We start from the raw sequence: 24328 nt of genomic DNA on the forward strand, positions 1-24328 counted from the left end.
AAAAACTGGAACTTCGCCGGATTCCCGGTCGCGAATTCGCAACAGGAAATGGAATTTTTATTTCATGCGGTACAAATGTTCCCGGAAATTGTTGTAACCTTATCCCCACTTTCACCTTTGTGTCAAGACATCAATTCATAGAGTGGCCTTGACTTACGCTAAGCACGTGCAGAAGGGTTTCTAGCACCCTTGCCCACTCGTTGACTTTTGGAATTACCCAGCTCTACTCCAACAGGAATGACTTTTCCTATGCCGACCAGAAAAGAACCGAAGAATCCGCCCGCTCCATCTGCGCCACCTCACCTCCTGGAACATTTGAGCGAGAAGCGCATGGAAGTCATCCGGCCGGTTTTAGAGAATCCGCGGGAATTCGTTCTACTGAACGTGAGAGACATGGCACATCGTCTTGCCACCGGACAGGCGACGATTATTCGCATCGTGCAGGCTCTGGGATTTAAAGGCTATAAGGATTTCCAGCACTATCTTCACGATCTATCGGTCACCAGCGCAACGATCCTGGACAGTATGCAGGCTGTCAGAAACGAGATGCAGCCGCCAAAATTCTTGAAGAGCGCGAGAAAACAACTTCTGCAGAACATGGCATACATTCAGGATCATCTCGATCTGCAGCAGGTTCTGAGTATCGCGACAAGAATCCATGAAGCAAAGCGGATCTTTCTGTTCGGAGGAGATATGGCCTCTTCGCTCGTCAGCTACATGGAATATCACCTGACCATCGCCGGTTTGCCCGTGTTTGCAGCGGTAGCCCCGGGACGTACCACGCACCTCGCGCGTTCCAGTGGTGAGGGGGACATCGTTATTGCGATCAGCTTTCGCCGCGGCCTTCGCATGACGATCGAAGGTGCTGAGAAGGCAAAGAAGAACGGCGCCTATTGTGTCGGCATCACCGATTCTTCACTGTCTCCCTTAGCCCGTTTCTCCAACGAACTCGTGATCGTTCCCGTCCATAGCTTGTCGTTCGCTGCAAGTTATGTCGCACCCCTCACATTAATTGACTTGATCACTGCAGCCGTTGGCAGCCTACGACGCAAAGAGATTGTCGACCGTCTCAAAGAGGCAGACCAGGAACAGAAGCATGGTTACAGGTGGTATCAAACAGAGTCTTGATCTGCGAAAAGGAAGAACGATGACGGTGCATAAGGTGTTGGTCACGATGACTCTCGTATCACCCGCAAGTCTGGTGGCACAAACCGGAAACTTTACGCTGGAACAGGCGCTCAGCGCTCCGTTCGCCTCTGATCTGACTGCAAGTCCGCGTCTCAATCGTTTTGCCTGGGCAGAAAACGAAAGAGGCAAGCGAAACCTCTGGATTGCAGAGCAAAACGCTGATGGCAGATATCAATCGAAGCAGCTCACTTCCTACAATCAGGACGATGGCCAAGAGATCTACCAGATCGCCTGGACCCCAAATGCAGAAAACCTTGTCTATGTTCGTGGAGGAGACTCCGAATTTCCCGGCAAATCGAATCCAAACCCCGCTCTCGAAACTGCAGGCGTATCGCAGGATATCTTGCTCATCGCCGCTGCCGGAGGAGAACCGCGCAAGTTGGGTGAAGGATACGATCCTGTCATCTCACCTGTAAGCGATCTGGTCGCCTATATCGATCGCGACCAGATATGGTCTGTCGGGCTGACTACGGATGCAGCCAAAACTGCACCTTTGCTTCATACCCGCGGCGATATCTCCGAGTTGACTTGGGCTCCTGACGGCCACGCACTGGCCTTCGTCAGCGATCGCGGCGATCATGCATTTGTTGGCGTCTACGATCTTCGCACGCAGACTCTCGTCTATCTCGATCCGTCTACGGCAAAGGATGACGCACCCACCTGGTCTCCGGATAGCCAGCAAGTAGCTTTTATACGCCAGCCCGGCGAACCTCAACCTTCACCGGCAAACCGGCGTACAGCATCTCCATGGTTGATCTGCATAGCCAATGCCACCACAGGTGCAGGCCATCCAGTGTGGAAAGCAAGCGAAGGTCGAGGAAGTGCATTCCGCGAATTGCACGGCACGCAACTCTTTTGGAGCGAAGACAATCATCTGATCTTTCCATGGGAGGGAGACGGCTGGCTGCATCTCTACTCCATCTTGTCATCAGGTGGCAAAGCAGAACTACTTACTCCCGGCAACTTCGAAGTAGAGGACGTTGGTTTTCAGGACCCCAAGAATCTTCTCTACGCATCGAACGAGCAGGATATTGACCGGCGCCACATTTGGTCTGTCTCCACGTCAGGAGGAAAGCCAAAACAGCTCACAAAAGGCAGTGGTATCGAGGTCTCTCCAATCGCCGCCGGGCACAACCTCGCCGTCCTGCGCTCCGACGAACACACTCCCCTTCGTCCTGCTCTTGTGGACCCGCAGGGAAACCTTCAGGATCTCGCTCCACAGCTTATTCCGGCCGACTATCCCGGAGCCAACTTCGTCAAACCGGAACAGGTGCTCTTTTCTGCTGCCGATGGACTTCAGATTCACGGACAACTGTTTCTTCCCTCAAACGCAAGGGACGGAAAGCGTCATCCGGCTTTGGTATTTTTTCACGGTGGCTCACGCAGGCAGATGCTGCTTGGCTTTCAGACCATGGGCTACTACTCAAACGCTTATGCGATGAATCAGTATCTGGCTAGCCGCGGTTACATCGTCCTCTCCGTGAATTATCGAAGTGGAATCGGATATGGTCTCGATTTTCGAGAGGCCCTCCACTACGGAAGAGACGGAGCCAGCGAGTTCAATGACATCGTTGGCGCGGGCCGGTATCTGCGGAGCAGGCCCGACATCGACCCTGCACGTATCGGCGTGTGGGGTGGCAGCTATGGCGGCTTTCTTACTGCCCTCGCACTTGCGCGCGCTTCCGACGTCTTCGCAGCAGGTGTCGATATGCACGGCGTTCATCAGTGGCAGATTCCTGCAAGCTGGCATTCGTCTCACGACCCTGAAGTGGACGCGCAGAGACTGAAGACTGCCTGGGAGTCGTCGCCAATGGCTTACATGTCTAGTTGGCATTCTCCTGTTCTGCTCATCCAGGGCGACGATGATCGTAACGTCCCCTTCTCGCAAACGGTCTCCCTCGCCAAAGCGCTGCAAAAGCAGCGGGTCGAATTCGAGCAGTTAGTGTTTCCCGATGAGATTCACGGCTTCTTGCTGCATCGTCACTGGTTGGAAGCGTACAAGGCAGAGGCCGAATTCTTCCAGCACCACCTGCTCTCAACCACTCAGTCAAAATAAGGAGTCGCAGCATTGAGATCGACCCTGAGCTTCGTCTTTTTGGGATTCACTGCACTGTCTTTGCAAGCTACTGCGCAGAATCTCGACCTTATTATTCGTGGAGGCTCCTTGATCGATGGGTCAGGTTCACCTGCGATTAAAGCAGATATCGGCATTGCAGGGGATCGCATTGCCTTCATCGGTCCGAGTACAGGAAAGAAAGCGAAACGAGTCATCGATGCGTCTGGCCTTGTAGTCAGCCCGGGCTTTATCGATCCACACACTCACACTGCCGGTGATCTCTCCGATCCCAACCGGAGCCGCAATGCTCCTTATCTCATGCAGGGTGTAACCACCGTTGCGACTGGGAATGATGGAGACAGCCCCACGGCAATCGGCGCTACTCTCGAAAAATGGAATCATCAAGGGATAGGTACCAACGCCGCGCTTTTTATTGGCCAGGGAACCATTCGACGCGAGGTCATGAACATGTCGGACGAAAAGCCGACGCCTCTTCAAATGGATCGTATGAAGGCCCTTGTCGCGAAAGCAATGCAGGAAGGAGCCCTCGGGATCTCGACAGGTCTTTACTATGCGCCCGGCAGCTACTCCAGTACGGAAGAAGTGATCCAGCTTGCGCAGATCGCCGGACAGTACGGCGGTATCTACGACACCCACATGCGCGACGAAAGCTCGTACTCCATCGGCCTTTTAGGCTCTGTCCGCGAGACGATTCGTATTGGACAGGAAGCGCACCTCCCGGTCATGATCTCGCACATTAAGGCTCTCGGTGCGGACGTCTGGGGAAAGAGCGCTGATGTGATTGCATTGATCGAAAGTGCCCGGAAGGATGGAGTGAACATCACCGCCAGCCAGTATCCCTACACTGCATCTGGCACCAGCGTGACAGCGGCGCTGGTACCCCGATGGGCGGAAGCCGGGGGTGCATTGCTCAAGAATCTGCGAGATCCGAGTCTGCACACTCGACTTGTCAGTGAGATGAACCGAAACCTGGAACGTCGTGGAGGACCTGATTCACTCCTGATGACGTCTTCACGGGATCAAAGCATCGTCGGTAAGAATCTGGCCACGATCGCGCAGCAACGACATGAATCACCGGTAGATGCCGCAATCGAGATCATTGAGGCAGGGGGTTCGGATGTCGCCTCCTTCAACATGAAAGAGGCCGACATCGAAGCGTTCATGCGCCAGCCCTGGTTGATGACCTGTTCCGATGGCTCCGAAGGGCATCCACGCAAATACGGCACATTTCCTCGCAAAATGCATGAGTACGTCAATACCAGACACGTCATCTCCCTTGAGTTTGCCGTTCGCTCCAGTACGTCGCTGCCCGCCAAAACTCTGGGCCTGAAAGACCGCGGGCTGTTGAAACCTGGCTATTTTGCAGACGTTTTGGTCTTCGATCCGAAGACGTTCAAGGAACGCGCAACCTACGAGCATCCGGAAGTTCTGGCGACCGGCGTTCGCTATCTCTCGGTCAACGGTCAACTCGCAATCGACAACGGCTCTCTGACAAAAACGTTGGCTGGCAGAACTCTCAAACATTAAGAGAACGGCGCGTAATCTCGAAAGGGCTTTCATGCTTTTGCCTTCTCTTCGCATCATGCTCCTGTTTGCCGTTGCTCCGGCACTGGCAGGGCAGGCTCAAACTGTCACCGTCATCACTGGCGCTCGAGTCGTCGATGGTACTGGAGCACCCGCTCGTGTCGAGACCGTCGTCATCCGTGACAACCGAATCGTCTCCGTCTCGGATCACGCTGAGATACCCGCGGACGCCCATGTCATCGACGCTACAGGGCAGACTCTGCTTCCGGGTTTGTTTGACCTGCACACGCACCTGAACTCCTCCGCAACGAATGCTCCAGACGACTTCGGCAAAAGCCTCAAGATGTATCTCCTGTGCGGCGTTACAAGCGTCAATGATTACAGCGTCTACGGCGAGATGCTTGCACCTCTGCGGTCATTGCAGAATACCGGCGTGCTGCCGGGACCAAAAGTAAACTTTGCGATTCGCCTGGGTACGCCTCAGGGACATGGAACCGAATTCGGTTGGGGAGATTTTTTCACCCAGATGGTAAGCACTCCTGCAGAGGCTCACGCGGCCATGAAAAGAATCCTCCCCTATAAACCCGATGTCATCAAGGTCTTTACCGATGGATGGCGTTACGGTAGAGGCAACGATCTGACCTCGATGAATCTCGAAACGCTCTCTGCAATTGTTCACGATGCTCACAGCGCAGGACTAAAAGTTTTCACCCATACCGTCACGCTGGCGGGAGCTAAGATCGCAGCCAGAGCGGGCGTAGATGTCCTCGCGCACGGCGTGGGAGATGCCCCTGTCGACGACGAGCTCATTTCACTCCTCAAGACAAGTGGTACCGGTTACGTCTCTACATTAGCCACCTATGAACCTGCAGGAAACCGAACACCAGCGCCGCATCTCACTGCACTTCTTTCGCCAGGTGATCGTCAATACTTGTCGCGCGCCTCTGAACGACAGGAACCTCCATCGCCCGATTCGCCCGCGATGCGTCGATGGCATCTCCTGCAAGAGAATGTTCAGCGCCTTTCGCAGGCCGGCATTCCAATCGGAGTAGGAACCGATGCCGGTGTTGCTGGAACGTATCACGGATGGTCTACCCTCCATGAAATGGAACTCCTTGTCGCCTCTGGTCTCACGCCTCTACAAGCGATCACCGCTGCCACAGGCACAAGTGCTCAGCTGGTCGGCGAAGGCGAGCGCGGAACCATAGAACCAGGCAAGATAGCCGATCTCCTTCTCGTGAAGGGCTTGCCTGACCGGAGCATTGGAGACATCGAAAACACCGAGGCGGTATTTCTCAGTGGCAAGCAATTAGATCTACGGTCACTCGAAGCTGCAATTCAGTCACCTGAAATGACCCCATTACCGGCACATCCCATACCGGCTCTCATCGACGACGCCGAGCGCACGGATAGCCGCACAAATCTCGATACGATGCTGGTCAATAGCACCGACACTGGCGTCGACCACTCTCAGATACTCTTTACCCGCAGCTTCGGTAAAGATGCTCACGATCTCTCTATCCTGGCCAGAATGAGTCCGAAGCCTTCCCCATTTGCCGATCTTGTCATCCCACTTACAAAAGGGGGAGTTGAATTGGCGGATATTTCAGCGTTCAAAGGAATCAGGTTCCAGGCTCGGGGCAGTGGCAGCTATAGAGTTCTTCTTGAGAGTTACGGAATGCGGCGTTCGACTTGGTACGCAGCTTCATTTACCGGCGATGCCAAATGGCGTACGGTACGAATCCCCTTTTCTGCGTTTCATTCGACCGACACTAAAACACAATTGCCGCTTCGTAGAATCACCGGGCTACACTTCGAGTTGGCAGCAGCTCAGGGTAATGACAAGTGGTTGAACCTGGATAACCTAAAGCTGTACTAACTACCCTTATTGAGTGCGTGGGACCGTCCATATTAAACTCCAGCAAGGTGCCCCTCGATCGGATAGCTAGCGGTCCGTCATCTTCTCCAGGTGCTCTGGATAGCGCGCACCCTCCCCCGGAATCTTCGATGCAGCTTCGTCAATTCCACGCAGATCGTCAGCTGTGAGTTCGATGGCAACGCCCCCGATGTTTTCCTCAAGACGCGACAACTTGGTCGTCCCCGGAATGGGAACGATCCACGGCTTCTGCGCCAGCAGCCACGCAAGAGCAATCTGAGCCGGTGTCGCGTTCTTTTGCTTTGCAATGGTGCCCAGCAGATCGACAAAAGCCTTGTTCGCCTTCATCGCTTCCGGCGTGAAGCGAGGCAGAGTACTGCGGAAATCCCCTTTGCCAAATTGTGTATTCTCGTCCATCTTGCCCGTAAGGAACCCCCTGCCCAGTGGGCTGAACGGAACCAGGCCGATGCCAAGCTCCTCGAGGGTCGGAATAACCTCAGCTTCAGGCTTTCGCCACCACAGCGAGTATTCGCTTTGCAGAGCGGTCACGGGTTGGACCGCATGTGCACGGCGAATCGTCTGCACACCTGCTTCGGAAAGACCGAAGTGCTTCACCTTGCCTTCCTGAATCAGGTCCTTCACCGCTCCCGCGACATCTTCGATCGGCACATCGGGATCGACGCGGTGCTGATAGAAGAGATCGATAAAATCCATGTTCAGTCGCTTAAGCGAAGCCTCGGCAACCTCTTTGATATGCTCGGGACGGCTGTTCAGGCCCTGCCCACCCGGGCTGCCATCAGGGTTCACGTTGAACCCGAACTTCGTAGCGATAACGACCTTGTCACGAATTGGCGAAAGCGCCTTACCCACGAGCACTTCGTTCGTGAACGGGCCGTACACCTCAGCCGTGTCGAAGAATGTAATCCCCAGGTCGACGGCCTTGTGCATCAGTAAAATCATCTCGGCCTCGTCCTGAACGACGCCGTACGAGAAGCTCATGCCCATGCAGCCGAGACCGAGGGCCGAAACTTCCAGATTGTTTCCAAGTTTGCGCTTTTGCATTGTCTCTCCCAACTGATGTTTGGACCAACCCACCTCGTCCCGAATCCAGAGCGCATCTTTCCAGCGATGGACGACAGCATGTGACGCGGTCTCAAGCAGATCTCCCGATCGGCACGCCTGATGAGCGCTACCCATCTTCCAACACAATAGCTTGAATAAGATGCTGGGTCTCGCCGGAGTGTCTCTTTCCAGTGTCCAGGTGCATGCCTTCCATCTGCGGCAAGCACGCACGAAAGAATCGCCCGTGACACGATCAGAAGAATCGAAGCTCCGCGATACGTTCCCTAATACCCCATCAGGCCCCGGCCAGCGCCCGACAGCTGCAGCGCCTCATCAGGCCGCAGAGAGCGCGCTGATCGTAACGTAATATCCTTCCGGATCTCGGAGCGAGAACTCCTTGGTTTGCGTGTTCGGATTCACGTGTGGCTCCTCTTCGAGCCGAGTGACGAGAGAGCGTGCCCTTTGCAGCGCCAGGTCGAAATCATCGACACGGAAGAACAACAGGAGCCCGTTGCCGGGTGTCCCATGATCGGGGCTCAGTAATGAGGGATGCTCGTGGGCGCCCCACTCGTGGAGGCAGAGCAAGACAGTTCCATCTGAATCGAGGATTTGCCCAAAGTAATCATGGACAGGAAGGGTACCCGGCTGACCGAACAGCGCCTGATACCATCTCAAGCTGGCCGGCACGTCGCCTACCCCCAGGATCGTCCACGTGCGCTTCATCGGGTACCCCTCTGCGGATAATTCTTATAAGAAGGACGTGTCAGCGCGTTCACGTCAGCCTCGCCACGCTGCCTCGATAGCGGCGACGTCGATCTTCGCCATCGTCATCATCGCCTCGAAGGCACGCTTTGCCTCACCGCCACCAGCCGCCAGCGCATCGGTCAGCGCGCGCGGGGTAATCTGCCAGGAGAGGCCCCAGCGGTCCTTGCACCAACCGCACTGGCTCTCCGTGCCGCCATTGCCGACGATCGCGTTCCAGTACCGATCCGTCTCTTCCTGATCCTCCGTCGCTATCTGGAAGGAAAAGGCCTCGGTGTGCCTGAACGTCGGGCCGCCGTTGAGACCGAGACAGGGAATGCCCAGAACGGTGAACTCCACCGTCAGCACATCGCCCTTCTTGCCGCCCGGATAGTCACCAGGAGCCTCGTGAACAGCGGTAACTTTACTATCCGGAAAGGTGACGGAGTAGAAGCGCGCCGCCTCATGCGCGTCCTTGTCGAACCAGAGGCAGATCGTATTCTTTGGCTTCATGTTCGTGTGCTCCTTGTGCTCGAAAATCGACGTAGCCTTTACCGATCATGCCAGGATAGTCGGCTATCGGCACTTTACTCCCCTCGGCTCGAACCGACCACATCCTGATCGAACCGCGGTTGCGCCGCCGCCCGCCGTTAGGCGTGGAGGATATTTGCATACCCAACTTTTGGCTAATTCCGAATGGTGGGCATCGCACACGGGCAAGTTGCAGGCGAGCCAACGGACGAGGACGTCAAGGCGAGGACTCTTGAGGTTCTGAATCATTTGAAACAGGGTGACTATGGCCCCACGACCCCGGAACAGGTTGCCGAAGTACGCACGAAAGAATTGACTCAGCCATGTGCGGCGGCCAGACAAAAAACACGCTGACTTGACATATTCCCATATGGGTATGTAATGTTCCGTCATGGCTAGAGCGACCACGACTTCGGACGCATTCAACGCGGTCGCCGAGCCCCGCCGGCGGGAGATATTGAGTTATCTCGCCGTAGCCGAGCGGCCTGTCGGAGACATCGTGGCGGCCCTCGGCCTCGAGCAGCCTTCCGTCTCCAAGCACCTGCGCGTGCTGCGCGACGTGGGGCTGGTTCGGATGCGCTGCCATGGGCGCCAGAAGCTGTACCGAACCAACGCCGAAGCAATCCGGCCGCTGCATGAGTGGGCCGGAACCTTCGAGCGTTACTGGCAGCACCAGTTGAATCGAGTGAAGGAACGCGCAGAAGCGATGGTCCGCAAAAGCTCAACAGATTCGAATTCCCTAGCCCTAACCCTTAAGGAGAAACGATGATTGCTACCGAACAGACCCTCGAAGACCTGTCCCTTACGATCAACCAGGAGATCCACGTCCAGGCGCCCCTGGATGTAACCTTTGCCGCGCTGCTCGAGCAACTGGGACCGGGCAACGAAACATCGGATGGCAAATCGCTCAACATGCAGATCGAACCGTGGCCCGGTGGAAGGTGGTACCGCGACCTCGGCGATGGCAATGGGCACTTCTGGGCCAACGTCAAAGCCATCGTGCGGCCCACCCTGCTTGAGTTCGTCGGGCCCTTGTTCGCCTCGTTCCCCTTACTCTCCAACGTGCAATATCGGTTGACGGAAGCCAATGGTGGAACCTTGATCACCTTCCGGCACACCGCGCTGGGCTTCGTCGCCGAGGAGCACAAGGCAGGGATGAACAAAGGCTGGACCTCCATGCACGAACGCGTTCGCAGACAAGCCGAGGCCGCGCGCAAATAGCAGCACTGCGCAGAAGCAGCGCTTGCATCACAATCCAGTCAACTGTCATTCCGACCGGAATCGTTCTTCAAGGCACAAACCAGAAAGGAGAACCCCCATGCTCATCGCACAATACTTACTCTCAGAATTTGAAGCTCAGGCTCCTGTCACGCGAAAGTTCCTCGAGCGCCTTCCCGAAGACAAGCTCACCTGGAAGCCTCACCCCAGGTCCATGACCGCCGGGCAACTGGCATACCACCTCGCCCTGGTGCCCGGTGGAGTCGTCCAGGGGGCTCAGAAGGACCAGATCCCGCCGCCAGACTTCCAATTCTTCCCTCAACCTGCAACCGTGCAGGAGGTCCTCGACGCCTTCGACCAGAGCATCGCCACCGTGCGCGAGGTCCTGCCGGGCTTCGATGACGCCGCCATGAATGCAACCTGGCGCATCGTCGCCGGCGATCAGGAGATCGCAGCCATGCCGCGCGTCGCCTTCCTGCGCAATATTATGCTCAACCACTGGTACCAGCACCGCGGCCAGTTCTGCGTCTACCTGCGCCTGCTCGACATTCCTGTGCCATCAAGCTGGGGCCCTAGCGCCGACGAGCGTTCAGTACTCCAGCCGGAACCTCAGCCGGCGTAACCCCGGTGCCCCATTCATCCTGACCGGATCCCGGAAGACGAACTCCGGAGAATCGGGCAACCGCAAAAAATCCTGTCAAGCGAGAAAACCTGTAACTTGCACAAAACAAAAGGAAGATAACTGCCGATTCAACCCTGTTCCTCCTCTATACTTGAAAGTGAGAAGAAAAGAAAGCGATGCCTCAGCCAACGGCTGAGGCATCTCCTTTAGAAACAATATTTTAGTACCTAAACCCTCTAAAATCAATATTTTAGAGACCCAGCAATCGCTCAAGTACCACAAATAAAACAAGTTATCCCGTATAGATAAGGGGGGGACCCCTCCGCCCAAAGCCTGAGAGAATAGAACTGGAGCATCATGCCGGACGAGCCCAACAACACGATCGCAGTCGCCATGTCCGGAGGAGTCGACTCCTCCACGGTCGCGGCCATCCTGCGCTCCGAGGGACACTCGCTCGTCGGCCTCACCCTCCAGCTCTGGAACCAGCGCCGTCTCGCCGGTCACGAGGGCATGCCCGAGAGTGTTCAGGGACGCTGCTGTTCCCTCGATGATGTCTACGACGCGCGTGCCGTGGCCGAGCAGCTCGGAATCCCCTACTACGTCGTCAACCAGCAGGAGCGCTTCGAAGCTGACGTCGTGAAGCCCTTCGTCAGCGAGTATCTCGCCGGACGCACGCCCATTCCCTGCACCCTCTGCAACAACCATCTCAAGTTCGATCAGCTCCTGCTGACCGCCCGTCAGATCGGAGCGGATCGCATTGCCACCGGCCACTACGCGCGCAACCGCTTCGACCCCGAGCGCAACCGCTGGATCCTCTCGCGCCCCGCCGATCACACGAAAGACCAAACGTACTTCCTGTTCGGTCTCACTCAGGAGCAGCTCTCGCGCACCCTCTTTCCTCTCGGCGAGATGCAGAAGCCCGCCGTCCGCCAGATCGCTCAGGACTCCGGCCTCTACGTCGCGCAGAAGCCCGACTCGCAGGAGATCTGCTTCATTCCTGGCGGAGACTACAGCACCTTTCTGAAGGCCTACCTCGACGAGCAGAACGAGCCCATGCCCGATCTCTCCGGCGAGCTCGTCACCACCTCGGGCGAGGTCATCGGCCACCATCAGGGAATCCACAGCTTCACCGTCGGCCAGCGCAAGGGACTTGGGATCAGCTCGCCCAATCCCCTCTACGTCCTCGCCATCCACCCGGACTCGCATCGGGTCACGGTCGGCGCGGACGAAGACCTGCTCTCGCGTGACCTCACCGCCAATCGCCTCAACTGGATCTCCATCGCCAGCATGACGGAAGGCGAAGAGATTCGCATCACAGCGAAGATTCGTCATCGCCACACGCCCGCTCCGGCAACACTCCTCGGCGCAGGCGACGATCGGGTGCGAGTCGTCTTCGACGAGCCGCAGCGCGCCATCACCCCTGGTCAAGCCACAGTGTTCTATCAGGAAGATGATGTCGTCGGCGGCGGCTGGATTCTCTAACAGGACTGCGCGTGCTTCCAAACGGCGCAGGCAGCAACTGCTGCACCTCAGAAAGAACGCAACTCAGAGACCAGGATCCTCTTCCCGAAAACGTTTCGCCCCGGAGGAAAATGGACTTACCACCGGATTCCCGTCCGTCTCCGGAGGAGCCGGGTAATTGTTGTGATTTCGCCGTCGCCCAACCAGGACATCGATTCCAGCCTTGAGTCCGTTCATCAGACCTTGAAACTCCCGTACCGGCGTCTTGACACTATTCTGGATCGTCGATGCGAGACTTTCTGTGGTGTCCAGTACCGAGGTGACCATCGAGTCCACCCGAACGGTCTGCGCCCGCGCCCGGCTGTTGACCTCAGAAATAGTGGAATCGAACTCCACCGCCTTGGCACGTACCACGTGACTGGTTTCGACCAGGTTCTCCGCCAACACCCTGATCTTGGGCTGGAGGTCCTGCGCCAGGCCCTGCGCGCTGTCGATGACCGGGAGGGCCTTCGCCCGTACCTCTTCGGCAATGACCAACAGCCGTTTTCCCGCCTTCGCCGCGCCAAGAGCAGCAACAACCACAACCACGGCCTGTGCCACCATGGCCACGGCGACCATCGCTACAAAGAACATCAGCAGCCGTGAGTTTCCCGACGAGATTGAGCCCGGATCTTGCAGCCACATCCCAAAGATCATCATGGAGCCTCTCATAGAATTAGAGCCCGCGGAACACCATCTCCAGCGAGCGAAAAGGGTCCAGCCCTAAGCCAGGCTGGATCCCTGAGACCGTTTCCTTACGACGAAGAGGAAGGCTCCTCGGTGGAGGAGACGTATGCCTGTTTCCCGGCATCGATCGCCGCCGCTACCTTGCTCTGCTGATCCTGGACAAGCCCCTTGCCCTTCTCGACATACTCGGACCACTGCGTCCGACCGCGCTCATAATACTCCTTGCCACGGTCGACGTATTCATTCACCTGCTGCTTGCCCTGCTCCGTCATCTGCGAGACGCGCTCGCGGCCCTCTTGGGCGTACTCCCCTGCTCGCTCCTTGGCATCCATCGCACTCGCCAGAAGCTCCTCACGCGTCTCTCTGCCGGACTTCGGTGCATAGAGAACGCCTACCAGGGCCCCAAGGCCAAGACCTGCGAGAAACCAACCTAATCCACTTGCGCCGTTGTCGATATCAGACATTTGCCTCTCTCCTCTTCTCTTTCAATCTCTTTGTCCGGATGCGGAAGCCATCTTGAACTTCTGTTTTATAACAATATCCCCAAATCCTCGAACACGTTAGGGCATACCGCCCAGGTTGGCTCAGAAATCGGAGCTGCCGTTCAGGAAGCTTCTTCGCCGACGGTCAACATCTTAGGTGTGGATGCCCTCCCGTGTCATTCGGGTTGCGCGCAGCAGGATTTCGCCGAGTTTAAGCTGTCCGCTTCCGTCCTGAGGAGTCCTATAGAGAGCAAGCTATTCGAGCAAAGTACGTTGGAAGAGTCGCCGGAATTTCTCATCGCTTTTTATGTCAATCCGCGCGAGTCTTACTGGTTGGTTTAGAGTTTTCACTAGCAGAGCGTCCCTTTAGACGAAAGTGATAGACCTGATGAACATTCACGATATTAGTTTTTCCGTACGCAACTTCGCCGCCATAACGGTTGTATCCCTGGGCCTCGGCCTCGCCGGATGCAAGAGCAACACTGCTGCCGCTCCAGTCCAGGACGACGCCAGCCTGTCGACCGCGGTGCAAAGCCGCCTGTCGTCAGATGGTGCGCTTGCGTCCGAGTCGATTCAGGCAGGGGTCCAGAATGGCGTTGTCACCCTCAATGGAAACGTCAGCAGCGAAGCCGCCCGTTCGCTTGCCGCAGCGGATGTCGCCCAGGTAGCCGGTATCAAGACCGTGGTGAACAATTTGTCGGTCCAGACAGCTGCTCCGGTGGCGGCAGCACCGCCTCCCCCTGAGACCCCTGCACCACAACCTGAGCCAAAAGCGAAGAAGGCTCTGCCCAAGCCCGTGGAGAAGCGGAAGACGGGTCCTGCTCCGATTGAGCGGCCTGAAGTGGCGCAGACGGTACCTCCACCGCCACCACCAGATCCGGCACCCGCTCCGGCACCCGTTCCCGTAACGCCACCTCCTCCGGAGTTTAAGACTGTCACCATCCCGTCGGGAACCACGATCCCGATCCGCATTACGCAGACGCTTGACAGCGCCAGTACGCAGCAGGGCCAGAGCTTCTCCGGCACCGTGGCCACCGATGTCATGGCGGATGGCCTGGTTGCCATCCGGCAGGGCACAGGTGTAACCGGCCGCGTTTCGGCGGTACAGGAAGCCGCCCACTACAAGGGCAACTCCCTGCTTACGGTTGAACTGGTCAGCGTCAATCGCCACGGCGATTCGCTGGCGGTGTCGACGCAACCCTATACCGTGCAGGGCAAAGGCCGCGGTAAGAATACCGTAGCTAAGGTAGGAGGCGGAGCCGCCCTTGGAGCCATTATTGGAGCCCTCGCCGGAGGCGGTAAGGGAGCGGCTATCGGCTCTGTGGCAGGAGCTGGAGTAGGCGCGGGGGCCAATACCGTCACTCGCGGCGAACAGGTACAGATTCCCTCTGAGAGCCTGGTGAACTTTTCCTTGACCAATACACTGTCCATTCGGGTCCCCACATCGGACACCCTCAGCACGCACACCGGAGGCCAGCGCCGGCGTCCGATCAATTCGTCCGAACCTCCACCAACGGATCAACCGCAGCAGTAACCATAACCGAAATTTCAGCATCTTAGCGTTTAGTGAGCGGGCCTCGAGGATCAGGCCCGCTCTTTTTACTCCCTGGTCTCGCTCCTGATGGAGACTCGGATCTGTTCGAGCTGCCGAAACCCGAGCGAACGGGCCAACTCCACCAGCCTTTCCGAACGACGCGAGGTATCTGTTGTGACGCAGGTTTTGAAGCAATCCTCGAAGCGTACACAGGGCTACCTGACGTTTACCCTGCACGCGCACCTGCCCTATGTCGTCAATCATGGGACCTGGCCTCATGGCATGGAGTGGCTCCACGAAGCGGCCGCAGAGACCTATCTGCCGCTGCTGCGCGTACTGAGCAATCTGGAGCGAGACGGAATCCGCTTTCAGTGCAACCTGAATCTTTCGCCGATTCTGCTCGAGCAGCTGTGCCATCCGGTCTTTATCGCCGAGTTTCCGAAGTACCTCACTCGAAAGATCGTCGCAGCCCGGGAAGACGAGGCATTTTTTATCCAGTCCGGCGACGGCCATCTGGCCGAGATGGCGCGATTCTGGTATCGATTCTTCCAGCAGGCTCTCGACGACTTCCACGATCTCAAAGGCAATATCATCGCCAGATTTCGTCACTTCAACGATATCGGTCTTATCGAGGTGATCACATGCGGCGCGACCCACGGCTATTTGCCGCTGCTTGGAACCGATGAGAGTGTCCGCGCCCAGATTAGGACAGCGGTGAACACCCATACCCGTCACATGGGCCGCCATCCTCGTGGCATCTGGGCTCCGGAGTGCGGGTACCGGCCCGCCGGGTTCTGGAACTATCCCGTGGGTTTCGCCGACGGTTCTCCCGCGCCTGCTGGTTTCGACCGCATCGGCGTCGAACAGGCTCTCTCGGAGAGCGATATCGAGTTCTTTTTTGTCGATACTCACCTGGTGGAGCGAGGACAGCGCGTGCCTTCCCCCTATGAGCTTCTCAACGGCGCGGTTCCTACCGACGAGCAGATGATAGCCATGACCCATAGCAGCCACCGGTCGCTGTACCAGCCCTACTATGTCGACGGACCCTACGATAAGCGCTACGCTACGACGATCTTTCCCCGCGATCCCCGCACCGGCATCCAGGTCTGGTCAGGCGACTCCGGTTATCCGGGAGACGGTGTCTACCTGGACTTTCACAAGAAGCGCTGGCCTGGCGGACATCGATACTGGCGCGTGACCGGACCGCGCGTGGACCTCGGTGACAAGCAGCCCTATTATCCGAAGGAAGCCTCGGAACGAGTAAAGTCGCATGCTTCGCACTTCGTTCATCTTGTGTACGAGGCACTGAAGTCGGGATTCAACGATCCTATCCCGCCGATTCTCTGCGCTCCTTTCGATGCCGAGCTCTTCGGTCACTGGTGGTTTGAAGGTGGGATGTGGCTGGAAGCGATTGCTCGTACGCTGCACGACTACGACACGGGCATCGAGATGACCTCCTGCTCTGAATACCTCGATCGCTATCCGCGAGCGGGTTTCATTGCTCTTCCTGGAGGTTCATGGGGGGCGGGGGGCGGGAACGAAGTATGGCTGAACCCGGAGACAACCTGGACCTACACCCACATCTACCCGGCGGAGATGTTCACCCGCGAGATCGCGAGTAGCGACCTTTGGCGCAGCTCGGAACTCGGCGCTAGAATTGCCCGTCAGTTGTGCCGCGAGCTCCTTTTATTGGAATCCTCCGACTGGCAGTTCCTGGTAACAACAGGCGCGGCACGTGACTATGCGGAAGCCCGGTTTACCTCGCACAACGATCAGTTCAACGAAGTGAAGAGCTTCTGGAAGACCTTCGAGGATTCCGGAGAGCTGGCGCTGGCCCAGGAGACCCGCCTCGAAGAGATCGAGCGCCGGGATAGCGTCTTTCCCGACATCGATCCCGGATTGTGGGCTGCGGGTGCCAAAGAGGAGAACCATCAGCGCCCGCCAGAGACCACCAGGCCACACATACCGGCTGATGGCCTTCATCCGCTGGAACGGACAGAACCCGTCGCCTGAACCCCTGCTTCCCGGCCGGACCCTAAAATAAAACAGTGTCCGGTAGAACAAACAAGGATGTGTCCGACAGCACAAAGCCTCCCCTGATTCTGTGGCACCTTCTCTCGCTGGACGCGCCTGTAGTCGCCACTCTGTGGACCTGGTTCATCGCTCGAGCAAACCGGGTTCCGCTCCAGATGTCTTCTCTGGTGGCGATGGGAGCGGCAGTCTGGACGCTCTACGCCGCTGACCGGCTTCTGGATGCGCAGTCACCCGGCCACGATGCGCTGGAAGCCCGTCATTACTTCCATCAGGAGCACCGGTCCGGCTTCATGGCGGGGATCGCGATTGCATCGGTTGTGCTGGCGGTTCTGCTACCTCGGATTCCCGAGACGGCTATTCGTCTTTATCTCATTCTCGGCGGACTGGTCTTCGGATATTTCGTGATTATCCATGCCACTCGCAGTGCGCATCGGCTTCCCAAGGAGATTGCCGTCGGGGTCTGCTTTGCCGCTGCAACGTTCATCCCGACGGTGGCCCGCGTGCCTGAGCTTCGCCTCGTGCTCCTGCCGCCAGCACTGCTGCTGGCCGCGGTCTGCAGTCTCAATTGCCTGTTCATCTATGCGTGGGAGCACCCGTTGCCGAACGGACAGACCCCTCATCCGATCACGGCCGTGGCGCTGCGTTATCTTCCCGTACTCGCTGTTGGAGTAGCGGTCGCGAGCGGCCTTCTAGCTGTATCGGATCGCCACGCACCGCGTCTGCTCTACGTCAGCGTCATGCTCTCGACTCTCTTGCTGCTTATGCTGCATCTTCGCAGCCACAAATTTGCAGCGCTGGAGCTACGCGCCGCAGCTGACCTGGCGCTGCTAACTCCATTGCTTGCGATCCCTTTTCTATGAGCAGTAAGCCAGGTTTCGACCGCATTGCGAAGCGCTATCGCCTGCTCGAATATCTCACGATGGGTCGCATGCTTGAGCAGACGCGGCTGCACTTTCTGCCTCGGCTGCTTACAGCACGCAACGCGCTCATTCTCGGCGACGGTGACGGGCGATTTCTTGCACAGCTGCTGGCGGAGAATTCCAATCTTCACGTTACTGCGGTGGATTGCAGTGCAACGATGCTCAACCTTCTGCGTCAACGCTGCACGCCTTATGGCGATCGGCTTCATACGGTCCTCACTGATGCGCTGAGTTTTACTCCGCCTGCCGGGACGGGCTATGACCTGGTTGTAACCCATTTCTTTTTCGACTGCTTCACTGAGCCTGAGATTGACGAACTTCTGAGGCGAATCGGCCCGGAGCTTGAGCCCTCTGCCCTCTGGCTGGTCTCCGACTTTCGTATTCCTGCCGGCTTGATGAGGCTTCCCGCGAAGATACTGGTTCGCGCCCTTTACCTCGCATTTCGTGTGATTACGGGGCTGTGCATCACCAGGCTTCCGGATCACACATCGTGCCTCTCGACCCGGTTCAGGTGTCTGGAGAGGAAACTGTTTCTTTCGGGAGTGCTCACGACTGAACTATGGCAGGGAGCCGATCTCTTCCTGGAGGCACAAGCGCAAAAGGAATGAAGGCGCGCCACCCTCGGACGTCTTTTCGCATCCTATTGAAAGCATTCAGAATTCCTGCCTATGCCGCGACCGATCTTCGCCGCCACTCTTTTGCTGTTCGCTGCCCCGATGCTGCGCGCCCAGCCTGCGATCGCGACGAACTCTCCAAATGGCCGACCGCTTTCAGAACGTGTGGTGGACTACACGATCGATGCGCGGCTGGACACCGATAAAAAGACACTCGATGCAACCGAGACCCTGACCTACCGCAATCTGACCGGCCAGCCCCTTACCACCTTTCCCTTTCACCTCTATCTCAATGCTTTTCGTCCGGAGTCAACTTTCACGGCCGAGACTCGCGCGGGCGGCGGTGTCCGCGCTTCGGTGGAGGATACCTATCCCGCAGAAAAGATCGGCGGCATTACCGTCTCGCACGTCGACGCAGACGGCTACGGCGATCTGACGGCAACGCTTCACTTCACGGCACCTGACGACGGCAACCTGCAGGACCACACGGTCGCCGAGATCGTGCTTCCGCGTCCGCTCGCTCCGAACGAATCCGTTACCTTCCATCTCACCTTTCACGATAAGTTTCCGCTCTCCGTGGCGCGCAACGGATACAAGCGGGACTTCATGATGGGTGGACAGTGGTTCCCCAAGGTGGGCGTCTTCTGGCACGGCGCGTGGAACTGCCACCAGTACCACGCGACCACTGAATTCTTCTCCGACTTCGGAACCTTCAATGTCCGCCTGACGGTTCCACGTCGGTATACGGTAGGTGCCAGCGGAGTCCCTACTGGAAATCAGCCGAACTCCGACGGGACGAAGACGTTGAGTTTTTATGGCGAGGACATTCACGACTTTGCCTTCGCGGCCAGCCCACACTTCGTCGTCACCGACGCGATCTATCTTTCTTCGCTGGGTCCGGTGCAGATTCACGTGCTGGCTCTTGCCGCCCACCCGCACATCGCGCAGCGCTATCTCGACATCGCACGCGGCTCTCTCGCCGAGTATGAACGCCGCTATGGCCCTTATCCTTACAAGGTCCTCACCGTGGTCGACCCGGAGCCTGGATCGGAGATGCAGGGCATGGAGTATCCAACGCTCGTCACCGGCGATGGTTCATGGACGGGCATCCTCGAAGATGCCGAGATCACCGTCGAACATGAGTTCGGTCACCAGTACTGGTATGGAATGGTTGCCACTAATGAGTTCGAGGAACCCTGGCTCGACGAGGGTATCAATTCTTATACCGAGGTTAAGGTATTGGCCGCGCTTCTCGGTGGCGGGACATCAGCCATACGTCAGCGCTATGCGAATCTCGGCGACGGCTCGCTACAACGCATCTCGTACCTTTCGGCTCCCGATCTCGACCCCGTCACCCGCTTCGGCTGGAAGTTCCGCAGCGAGCAGTCGTACGGTGCTGTCACCTATGGAAAATCGTCCACACTATTGATGACCCTGGAAGGAATCATCGGCAAGGAAACGATGGACGAAGCGATGCGTATCTACTTTGAACGCTATCGCTTCAAGCATCCGACGACGGAAGACTTTCTGCGCACCATCGAGCAGGTGGCAGTCGCTCGCGGCAAGGCTACGACGTTATCCCGTGGCGAAGCTGCTTCTCCAGCCTCCGGGCTCGCCTGTTCCCCTAACGAACCTTCTGCCTCAAGCGCAAATCAACTCGTCCCCACGACTCCGTTTACACATCTCAGCCCGTTTGTACAAGGCCCGACCAGCGCCGCCCCGTGCATCCCCTTGCCTCCGGCCTCCTCCGAGCCGACGTATGCGCCAACCAGTCTGCGTCCGTTCATCAATCAGGCGGTCTATGGCACGGAAGTTCTTGACTACGCGGTCGATGACTTCTGGTCGGAGCCGGTGCGCTGGTGGGAGCCGAGGCCGCGAGGCTCAATCAGAACCCAATATCTTTCCACCGTTGTCCTGAGACGCAGAGGCGACTTCATCCTGCCCGTCACGGCTGAGGTCGTGTTCGACGACGGAAGCCGCGTGCGCGAATCCTGGGACGGCACGGATCGATGGACGCGCTTTACCTATACACGCAACGCGAAGATCGTTTCGGTCGAGCTTGACCCGGATCACCTCGTCCCGCTCGATCGCGACCTGTTCAACAACAGCATCACGGATCGCATCGACAAGGTGCCTTCACACAAGCTGACTGCGATCTGGGAGGTCTTGCAGCAGATGGCGGCACAACTCGCAGCGTGGATCGTCTGAGTCGAATGCAACGGAAGGAAATCGCACAAGTTCCTCTTCCCGAAAGGCCACCTTCATGCCCCGAACCCGCAACATCTTCTTTCATGGTCTCGGCATTGCGCTCCGCCGTTTCCCGGCCTTTCTGTGGACGTATGTCTTCAATCTCGGCCTGGCGGTTGCATTCTGTTTTCCGCTGTACACCCAGCTCTCGAAGCTGCTCGACGATTCCCTGGCTTCGCAGCGGCTCTCGTCCGGTTTCGATGTCTCCGTCCTCGTCACCGCCGCAACGCGACTCCATGGAGATCACACGGGAAATGCAATTGCCATGACCAGTAACGGTTCGCTTGTGGCGTATCTTCTGCTGTATTTTTTTCTCGTTCCAGGAACACTCTTCAGTTACGTGACTCGCACACCTGCAGGGATCAGCAACCTTCTCCGTCAAGGCATGCTGCACTTCTGGCGTTTTGTTCGTATCACCGTTGTCGCGCTCATCGCCGCACTGGTGATCCTCGGGCCGCTGTTCGCTCTACAGAGACGATGGGCTGCCTTCGTCGACGATCGCTTCGTCGGAAGGACCTCACTGTTTCTCACTCTTGGCGGTCTTCTTATCGTCCTTCTTGTGGCGTCGCTGCTGCGCCTTTACTTCGACCTGGTCGAGGTCTACACAGTCCAGCTTGGAACTCACCAACGACTCTCCGGCCGCCCGGACCGCCGTGTTCGCCGTACCTTCCGCCCGGCGTTTCGCCTGCTGCGAACGCATCTTGTTCGTACCTGGATCATCTTTCTGCTGCTGGCACTTCTTGGAGCCGCGTTTAGCTTCTTCGCCACGCGAACCGCGATACACATGCTTGCCCAATCGCAGGTGTGGCCCATGTTTCTCGTGGCGCAGCTCGGTCTCTTCGCGATGCTATTCACCCGTTTCTGGCAACGCGGCGTCGAAGCCTCCCTCGTTCTCCAAAATCCGATCATGCCTGAGGACAGCCCTGTCCTGGAGCCCGAGGGTTATCCCTACACCCGTTCGGCACCCAAAGTTGCAGCCGTAACTCCGCCAGCGGCGGCCGCCAACCCTGATCGTCCCCATCACGTCGAGATGATCTATAACTCGGATCCGCTGGTTTCGGTCTATCCGGCGCCGTTTTCACCCGATGATCCTCTCTCCTCTCCACCCCTCGCTGAGCTCCTCACTCCAGCCGATCCCATCCCTAACCCGGAGCCCGCTTCACCTTCACTCGACGAGCCGGACCCCGGCGTCTTCCACCACGAACCAGGCAAATCTCGTGATCACCGCGATGAACCGTCTCCGGACGTCCCGGGAGCACCCTCCGGGAAGCCCCCTCATGAATGACCTGGTTCCTGCGCAGGGCTCTTCCACACCCAACGGGGTAACCAGGACTGTTCTAGAATCTGGGGAGATTATGAACCTCTACATCCTTCGGCACGCGTCAGCAGGCGAGCGGCGCCCTAATCCCGTTCTCGATCGCAACCGTCCTCTCGATAAGGATGGCAAGCGTTACTGCCTGCACCTAGCACAGGTACTAAATGAGTTGAAGCTCCAGTTCGACCTCATCGTCTCCAGCCCCTTGAAGAGAAGCGTTCAGACAGCGTCGCTGGTTGGAACCGAAACGGGTTACGAGTCCCAGATTCTGATCTCGAACGGGCTGTCTCCCGGAGCTACCTTCCAGGATTTTCAGCGATTGCTCTCCGAGTGTCGCGGATATGAGAATCTGCTGGTTGTCGGGCATAACCCCAACATCAGCCAGTTTCTCTCCGGCATGCTCGTCTCTCCCGACACGACCATGCTCCCTCAGATCCGGCTCCGCAAAGGATCGATCGCGCGCGTCTCGCTGGATCGGGGCCCGGCCATACTACAGTGGCTGCTCGATCCGCGACCCGTTCGTGCCCTCTACACCACTTCGACGAAGAGCTCGCGCCGGAAGACCTCGCGGAAGTAACCCGCCTCTTTCTTCACGGACCAGGCTTCAAGCTCCGCTCCACCTCGGCCAGGAACCAGCTCCAGCACAATCCGCTTCGGATAAACATGCACGCGGATACGAACCACTGCGCTCGCCCGATCCTGATTAAGCGCTACCGCCAGCCGCAGCAACACGATTGCGCGTACGACGTTGGTATGCTCCTCGAGCGGAAGAGTGCGCATCACGCGATCCATCGCATCCGGCGAGGTCTTTCCCAGATATCGAGCCAATGCACTTACGATCGCTCTTTGCTCGGGAGAGAAACCGAAGATCTCCGAGTTGGCGATGATGTACTGGGTATGCCGATGGTGTCCCTGGTGGTTCATGAACTTGCCCACCTCCTGCATCATGGCGGCGGACTCCAGCCAGAGCCGGTACTCTTCGGGGAGTTCATGGACACGGGTCAGCGCATTGAACAGCTCGACGACATGCTGTCTTACCGGCTCGACCTGTCTCTGCTCGATGCCGTAGCGCCGGCATACCTCCAGAACCCCAGCCCAGCGTTCGCTCTCGATCTTCTGATGCACGGATGCGCGCAGGTCTACATCTCCAAGCATCTGGGCCAGGATTCCATCCCGCAGCCCCAGGGCGGAGTAGCGAAAGGACTTCAAACCGAATCGCTCCATCAGATTCGCATAGACCAGAGCGCCGCCAACGATAATCTCCGAGCGCCGCGGCCCGATGCCAGGCACTGCCGCCCGCTGCTCATCGCGCATCTTCACCATGCGGTCAGCAAGCGCACGCACCTCGTGAACCTCGGCCGTCATCGCTCCCACGTGTTCCACTCGCCGCTTCGCCAGTGACTTTTTCCTGGTCTTGGCATCGGCCTTCTTGCGTGCATAGCCGCTAGCCTCGGCCAGTGCCGCCGCCGTTCCCGAGGTCGCAATGACGAGGCCCACCCGCGGCATTCCGATCTTTCTCGCAGCCTTCTTCAATTCGCGATCGATGTATTGCTTCAGCCGTACGACGTCTTCTTTTGCCGGGGGGTCGGTGGGGAGGAACTCCTGCTGCAGCCGGACCGCCCCCAGAGGCAGGCTGGCCATCGCCTTAATGCGCCCTCCATCCGAGATAGTCACCTCGCAGCTTCCGCCACCGAGATCGATCAGCACGCAGCGTCCTCGCGCTCCCACCTCGTGCGTCACCACACCCAGTTGAATCAGTCTTCCCTCTTCAAGGCCCGAGATCACCTCGACCCGCCACCCGGTCGCGGACCGTACCCACTCGGTGAACGCCTCGGCATTGCGGGCGTCCCGCATGGCACTGGTGGCCACAACCCGCACTGTATCCGTTACATGGAGCTGCACGGCCTTGTGAAACCGCTTCAGTGCACGGATCGTCGCTGCCATCGCCTCCGGAGAGATCGCTCCGGTCTGGAAGACGCTCTCGCCCAGACGCGTCACCTCCCGGTCCTCGTGCAGCGTCTTCAGCCTATGCATCTGCACTTCGGCGATCTTCAACCGACAGGAATTGGACCCAATATCAATCGCAGCAAACGTCGGCATCACACCTCACCTTCAGAACCCAGGAAATCACCCACCACAAGCAAGATACATCTCTG

Annotated in this window: 21 protein-coding genes; 15 read left to right on the forward strand and 6 right to left on the reverse strand. The window is 57.8% G+C overall.

The window, feature by feature from the left end; genetic code table 11:
- Positions 1 to 249: 249 nt before the first annotated feature.
- The 4 genes from BDD14_RS09630 to BDD14_RS09645 are packed head-to-tail and all read left to right on the forward strand — an operon-like array spanning position 250 to position 6668.
- Complete coding sequence (locus tag BDD14_RS09630; protein WP_165420008.1) at positions 250 to 1128, forward strand: MurR/RpiR family transcriptional regulator; 879 nt, start codon at positions 250 to 252, stop codon at positions 1126 to 1128.
- A 19-nt stretch (positions 1129 to 1147) separates the two neighbouring features.
- A complete protein-coding gene (locus BDD14_RS09635; RefSeq protein ID WP_242617851.1) occupies positions 1148 to 3244 on the forward strand; it encodes a S9 family peptidase in 2097 nt (698 codons plus the stop codon).
- A gap of 12 nt (positions 3245 to 3256) precedes the next feature.
- On the forward strand, positions 3257 to 4792 hold the full coding sequence (locus BDD14_RS09640; RefSeq protein ID WP_130418616.1) for an N-acyl-D-amino-acid deacylase family protein: 1536 nt from the start codon (positions 3257 to 3259) through the stop codon (positions 4790 to 4792).
- A gap of 31 nt (positions 4793 to 4823) precedes the next feature.
- Positions 4824 to 6668, forward strand: a complete 1845-nt coding sequence (locus BDD14_RS09645) for an amidohydrolase family protein (RefSeq protein ID WP_130418617.1) — start codon at positions 4824 to 4826, stop codon at positions 6666 to 6668.
- 66 nt (positions 6669 to 6734) lie between these two features.
- Here the strand turns inward: BDD14_RS09645 and BDD14_RS09650 are convergent, their stop codons facing one another.
- The 3 genes from BDD14_RS09650 to BDD14_RS09660 all read right to left on the reverse strand — a co-directional run bounded on the left by BDD14_RS09650 (position 6735) and on the right by BDD14_RS09660 (position 8981).
- Positions 6735 to 7727 carry an aldo/keto reductase gene (locus BDD14_RS09650; RefSeq protein WP_130418618.1) on the reverse strand — a complete coding sequence of 331 codons (993 nt, stop codon included), beginning with the start codon at positions 7725 to 7727 and terminating at the stop codon, positions 6735 to 6737.
- Between the two features lie 333 nt (positions 7728 to 8060).
- Positions 8061 to 8450, reverse strand: coding sequence for a VOC family protein (locus BDD14_RS09655; RefSeq protein ID WP_130418619.1), 390 nt, complete (start codon positions 8448 to 8450; stop codon positions 8061 to 8063).
- A 54-nt stretch (positions 8451 to 8504) separates the two neighbouring features.
- Positions 8505 to 8981, reverse strand: a complete 477-nt coding sequence (locus BDD14_RS09660) for a VOC family protein (RefSeq protein ID WP_130418620.1) — start codon at positions 8979 to 8981, stop codon at positions 8505 to 8507.
- 409 nt (positions 8982 to 9390) lie between these two features.
- Here BDD14_RS09660 and BDD14_RS09665 point away from each other — a divergent pair, with 409 nt between their 5' ends.
- The 4 genes from BDD14_RS09665 (at position 9391) to mnmA (ending at position 12321) form a co-directional block, all read left to right on the forward strand.
- Positions 9391 to 9768: an ArsR/SmtB family transcription factor gene (locus BDD14_RS09665; protein WP_130418621.1), complete on the forward strand. Its 378-nt coding sequence runs from the start codon at positions 9391 to 9393 to the stop codon at positions 9766 to 9768.
- Complete coding sequence (locus BDD14_RS09670; protein ID WP_130418622.1) at positions 9765 to 10220, forward strand: SRPBCC family protein; 456 nt, start codon at positions 9765 to 9767, stop codon at positions 10218 to 10220. The genes BDD14_RS09665 and BDD14_RS09670 overlap by 4 nt, the downstream gene beginning before the upstream one ends.
- A 97-nt stretch (positions 10221 to 10317) precedes the next feature.
- The gene (locus BDD14_RS09675; RefSeq protein ID WP_130418623.1) at positions 10318 to 10839 is read left to right on the forward strand and encodes a DinB family protein; all 522 of its coding nucleotides are present in this window, start codon (positions 10318 to 10320) and stop codon (positions 10837 to 10839) included.
- Positions 10840 to 11196: 357 nt separating this feature from the next.
- A complete protein-coding gene (gene mnmA, locus BDD14_RS09680; protein WP_130418624.1) occupies positions 11197 to 12321 on the forward strand; it encodes a tRNA 2-thiouridine(34) synthase MnmA in 1125 nt (374 codons plus the stop codon).
- A 63-nt stretch (positions 12322 to 12384) separates the two neighbouring features.
- On the opposite strand, the gene BDD14_RS09685 is transcribed toward mnmA, so the two are convergent.
- Positions 12385 to 12999, reverse strand: coding sequence for a hypothetical protein (locus BDD14_RS09685; protein ID WP_130418625.1), 615 nt, complete (start codon positions 12997 to 12999; stop codon positions 12385 to 12387).
- Between the two features lie 95 nt (positions 13000 to 13094).
- On the reverse strand, positions 13095 to 13490 hold the full coding sequence (locus BDD14_RS09690) for a YtxH domain-containing protein (protein ID WP_130418626.1): 396 nt from the start codon (positions 13488 to 13490) through the stop codon (positions 13095 to 13097).
- A 406-nt stretch (positions 13491 to 13896) separates the two neighbouring features.
- Here BDD14_RS09690 and BDD14_RS09695 point away from each other — a divergent pair, with 406 nt between their 5' ends.
- The 7 genes from BDD14_RS09695 (at position 13897) to BDD14_RS09725 (ending at position 22749) form a co-directional block, all read left to right on the forward strand.
- Positions 13897 to 15042 (forward strand): BON domain-containing protein, encoded by a 1146-nt coding sequence (locus BDD14_RS09695; protein ID WP_130418627.1) that lies wholly within the window; start codon positions 13897 to 13899, stop codon positions 15040 to 15042.
- A gap of 174 nt (positions 15043 to 15216) precedes the next feature.
- A complete protein-coding gene (locus tag BDD14_RS09700) occupies positions 15217 to 17055 on the forward strand; it encodes a glycoside hydrolase family 57 protein (protein WP_242617852.1) in 1839 nt (612 codons plus the stop codon).
- Positions 17056 to 17090: 35 nt separating this feature from the next.
- Positions 17091 to 17936 carry a hypothetical protein gene (locus tag BDD14_RS09705; RefSeq protein WP_130418629.1) on the forward strand — a complete coding sequence of 282 codons (846 nt, stop codon included), beginning with the start codon at positions 17091 to 17093 and terminating at the stop codon, positions 17934 to 17936.
- Positions 17933 to 18604 (forward strand): class I SAM-dependent methyltransferase, encoded by a 672-nt coding sequence (locus BDD14_RS09710; protein WP_130418630.1) that lies wholly within the window; start codon positions 17933 to 17935, stop codon positions 18602 to 18604. The genes BDD14_RS09705 and BDD14_RS09710 overlap by 4 nt, the downstream gene beginning before the upstream one ends.
- 60 nt (positions 18605 to 18664) lie before the next feature.
- The gene (locus BDD14_RS09715; protein WP_130418631.1) at positions 18665 to 20818 is read left to right on the forward strand and encodes a M1 family metallopeptidase; all 2154 of its coding nucleotides are present in this window, start codon (positions 18665 to 18667) and stop codon (positions 20816 to 20818) included.
- 55 nt (positions 20819 to 20873) lie between these two features.
- On the forward strand, positions 20874 to 22142 hold the full coding sequence (locus BDD14_RS09720) for a hypothetical protein (protein ID WP_207231709.1): 1269 nt from the start codon (positions 20874 to 20876) through the stop codon (positions 22140 to 22142).
- Positions 22143 to 22212: 70 nt separating this feature from the next.
- Positions 22213 to 22749, forward strand: a complete 537-nt coding sequence (locus BDD14_RS09725; RefSeq protein ID WP_130418632.1) for a SixA phosphatase family protein — start codon at positions 22213 to 22215, stop codon at positions 22747 to 22749.
- Here BDD14_RS09725 and BDD14_RS09730 read toward each other — a convergent pair.
- On the reverse strand, positions 22701 to 24272 hold the full coding sequence (locus BDD14_RS09730) for a Ppx/GppA phosphatase family protein (RefSeq protein ID WP_130418633.1): 1572 nt from the start codon (positions 24270 to 24272) through the stop codon (positions 22701 to 22703). The two genes, BDD14_RS09725 and BDD14_RS09730, sit on opposite strands and share 49 nt — an antisense overlap.
- Positions 24273 to 24328 lie beyond the last annotated feature (56 nt).

The organism is Edaphobacter modestus (genome assembly GCF_004217555.1).
GTDB lineage: Bacteria > Acidobacteriota > Terriglobia > Terriglobales > Acidobacteriaceae > Edaphobacter > Edaphobacter modestus.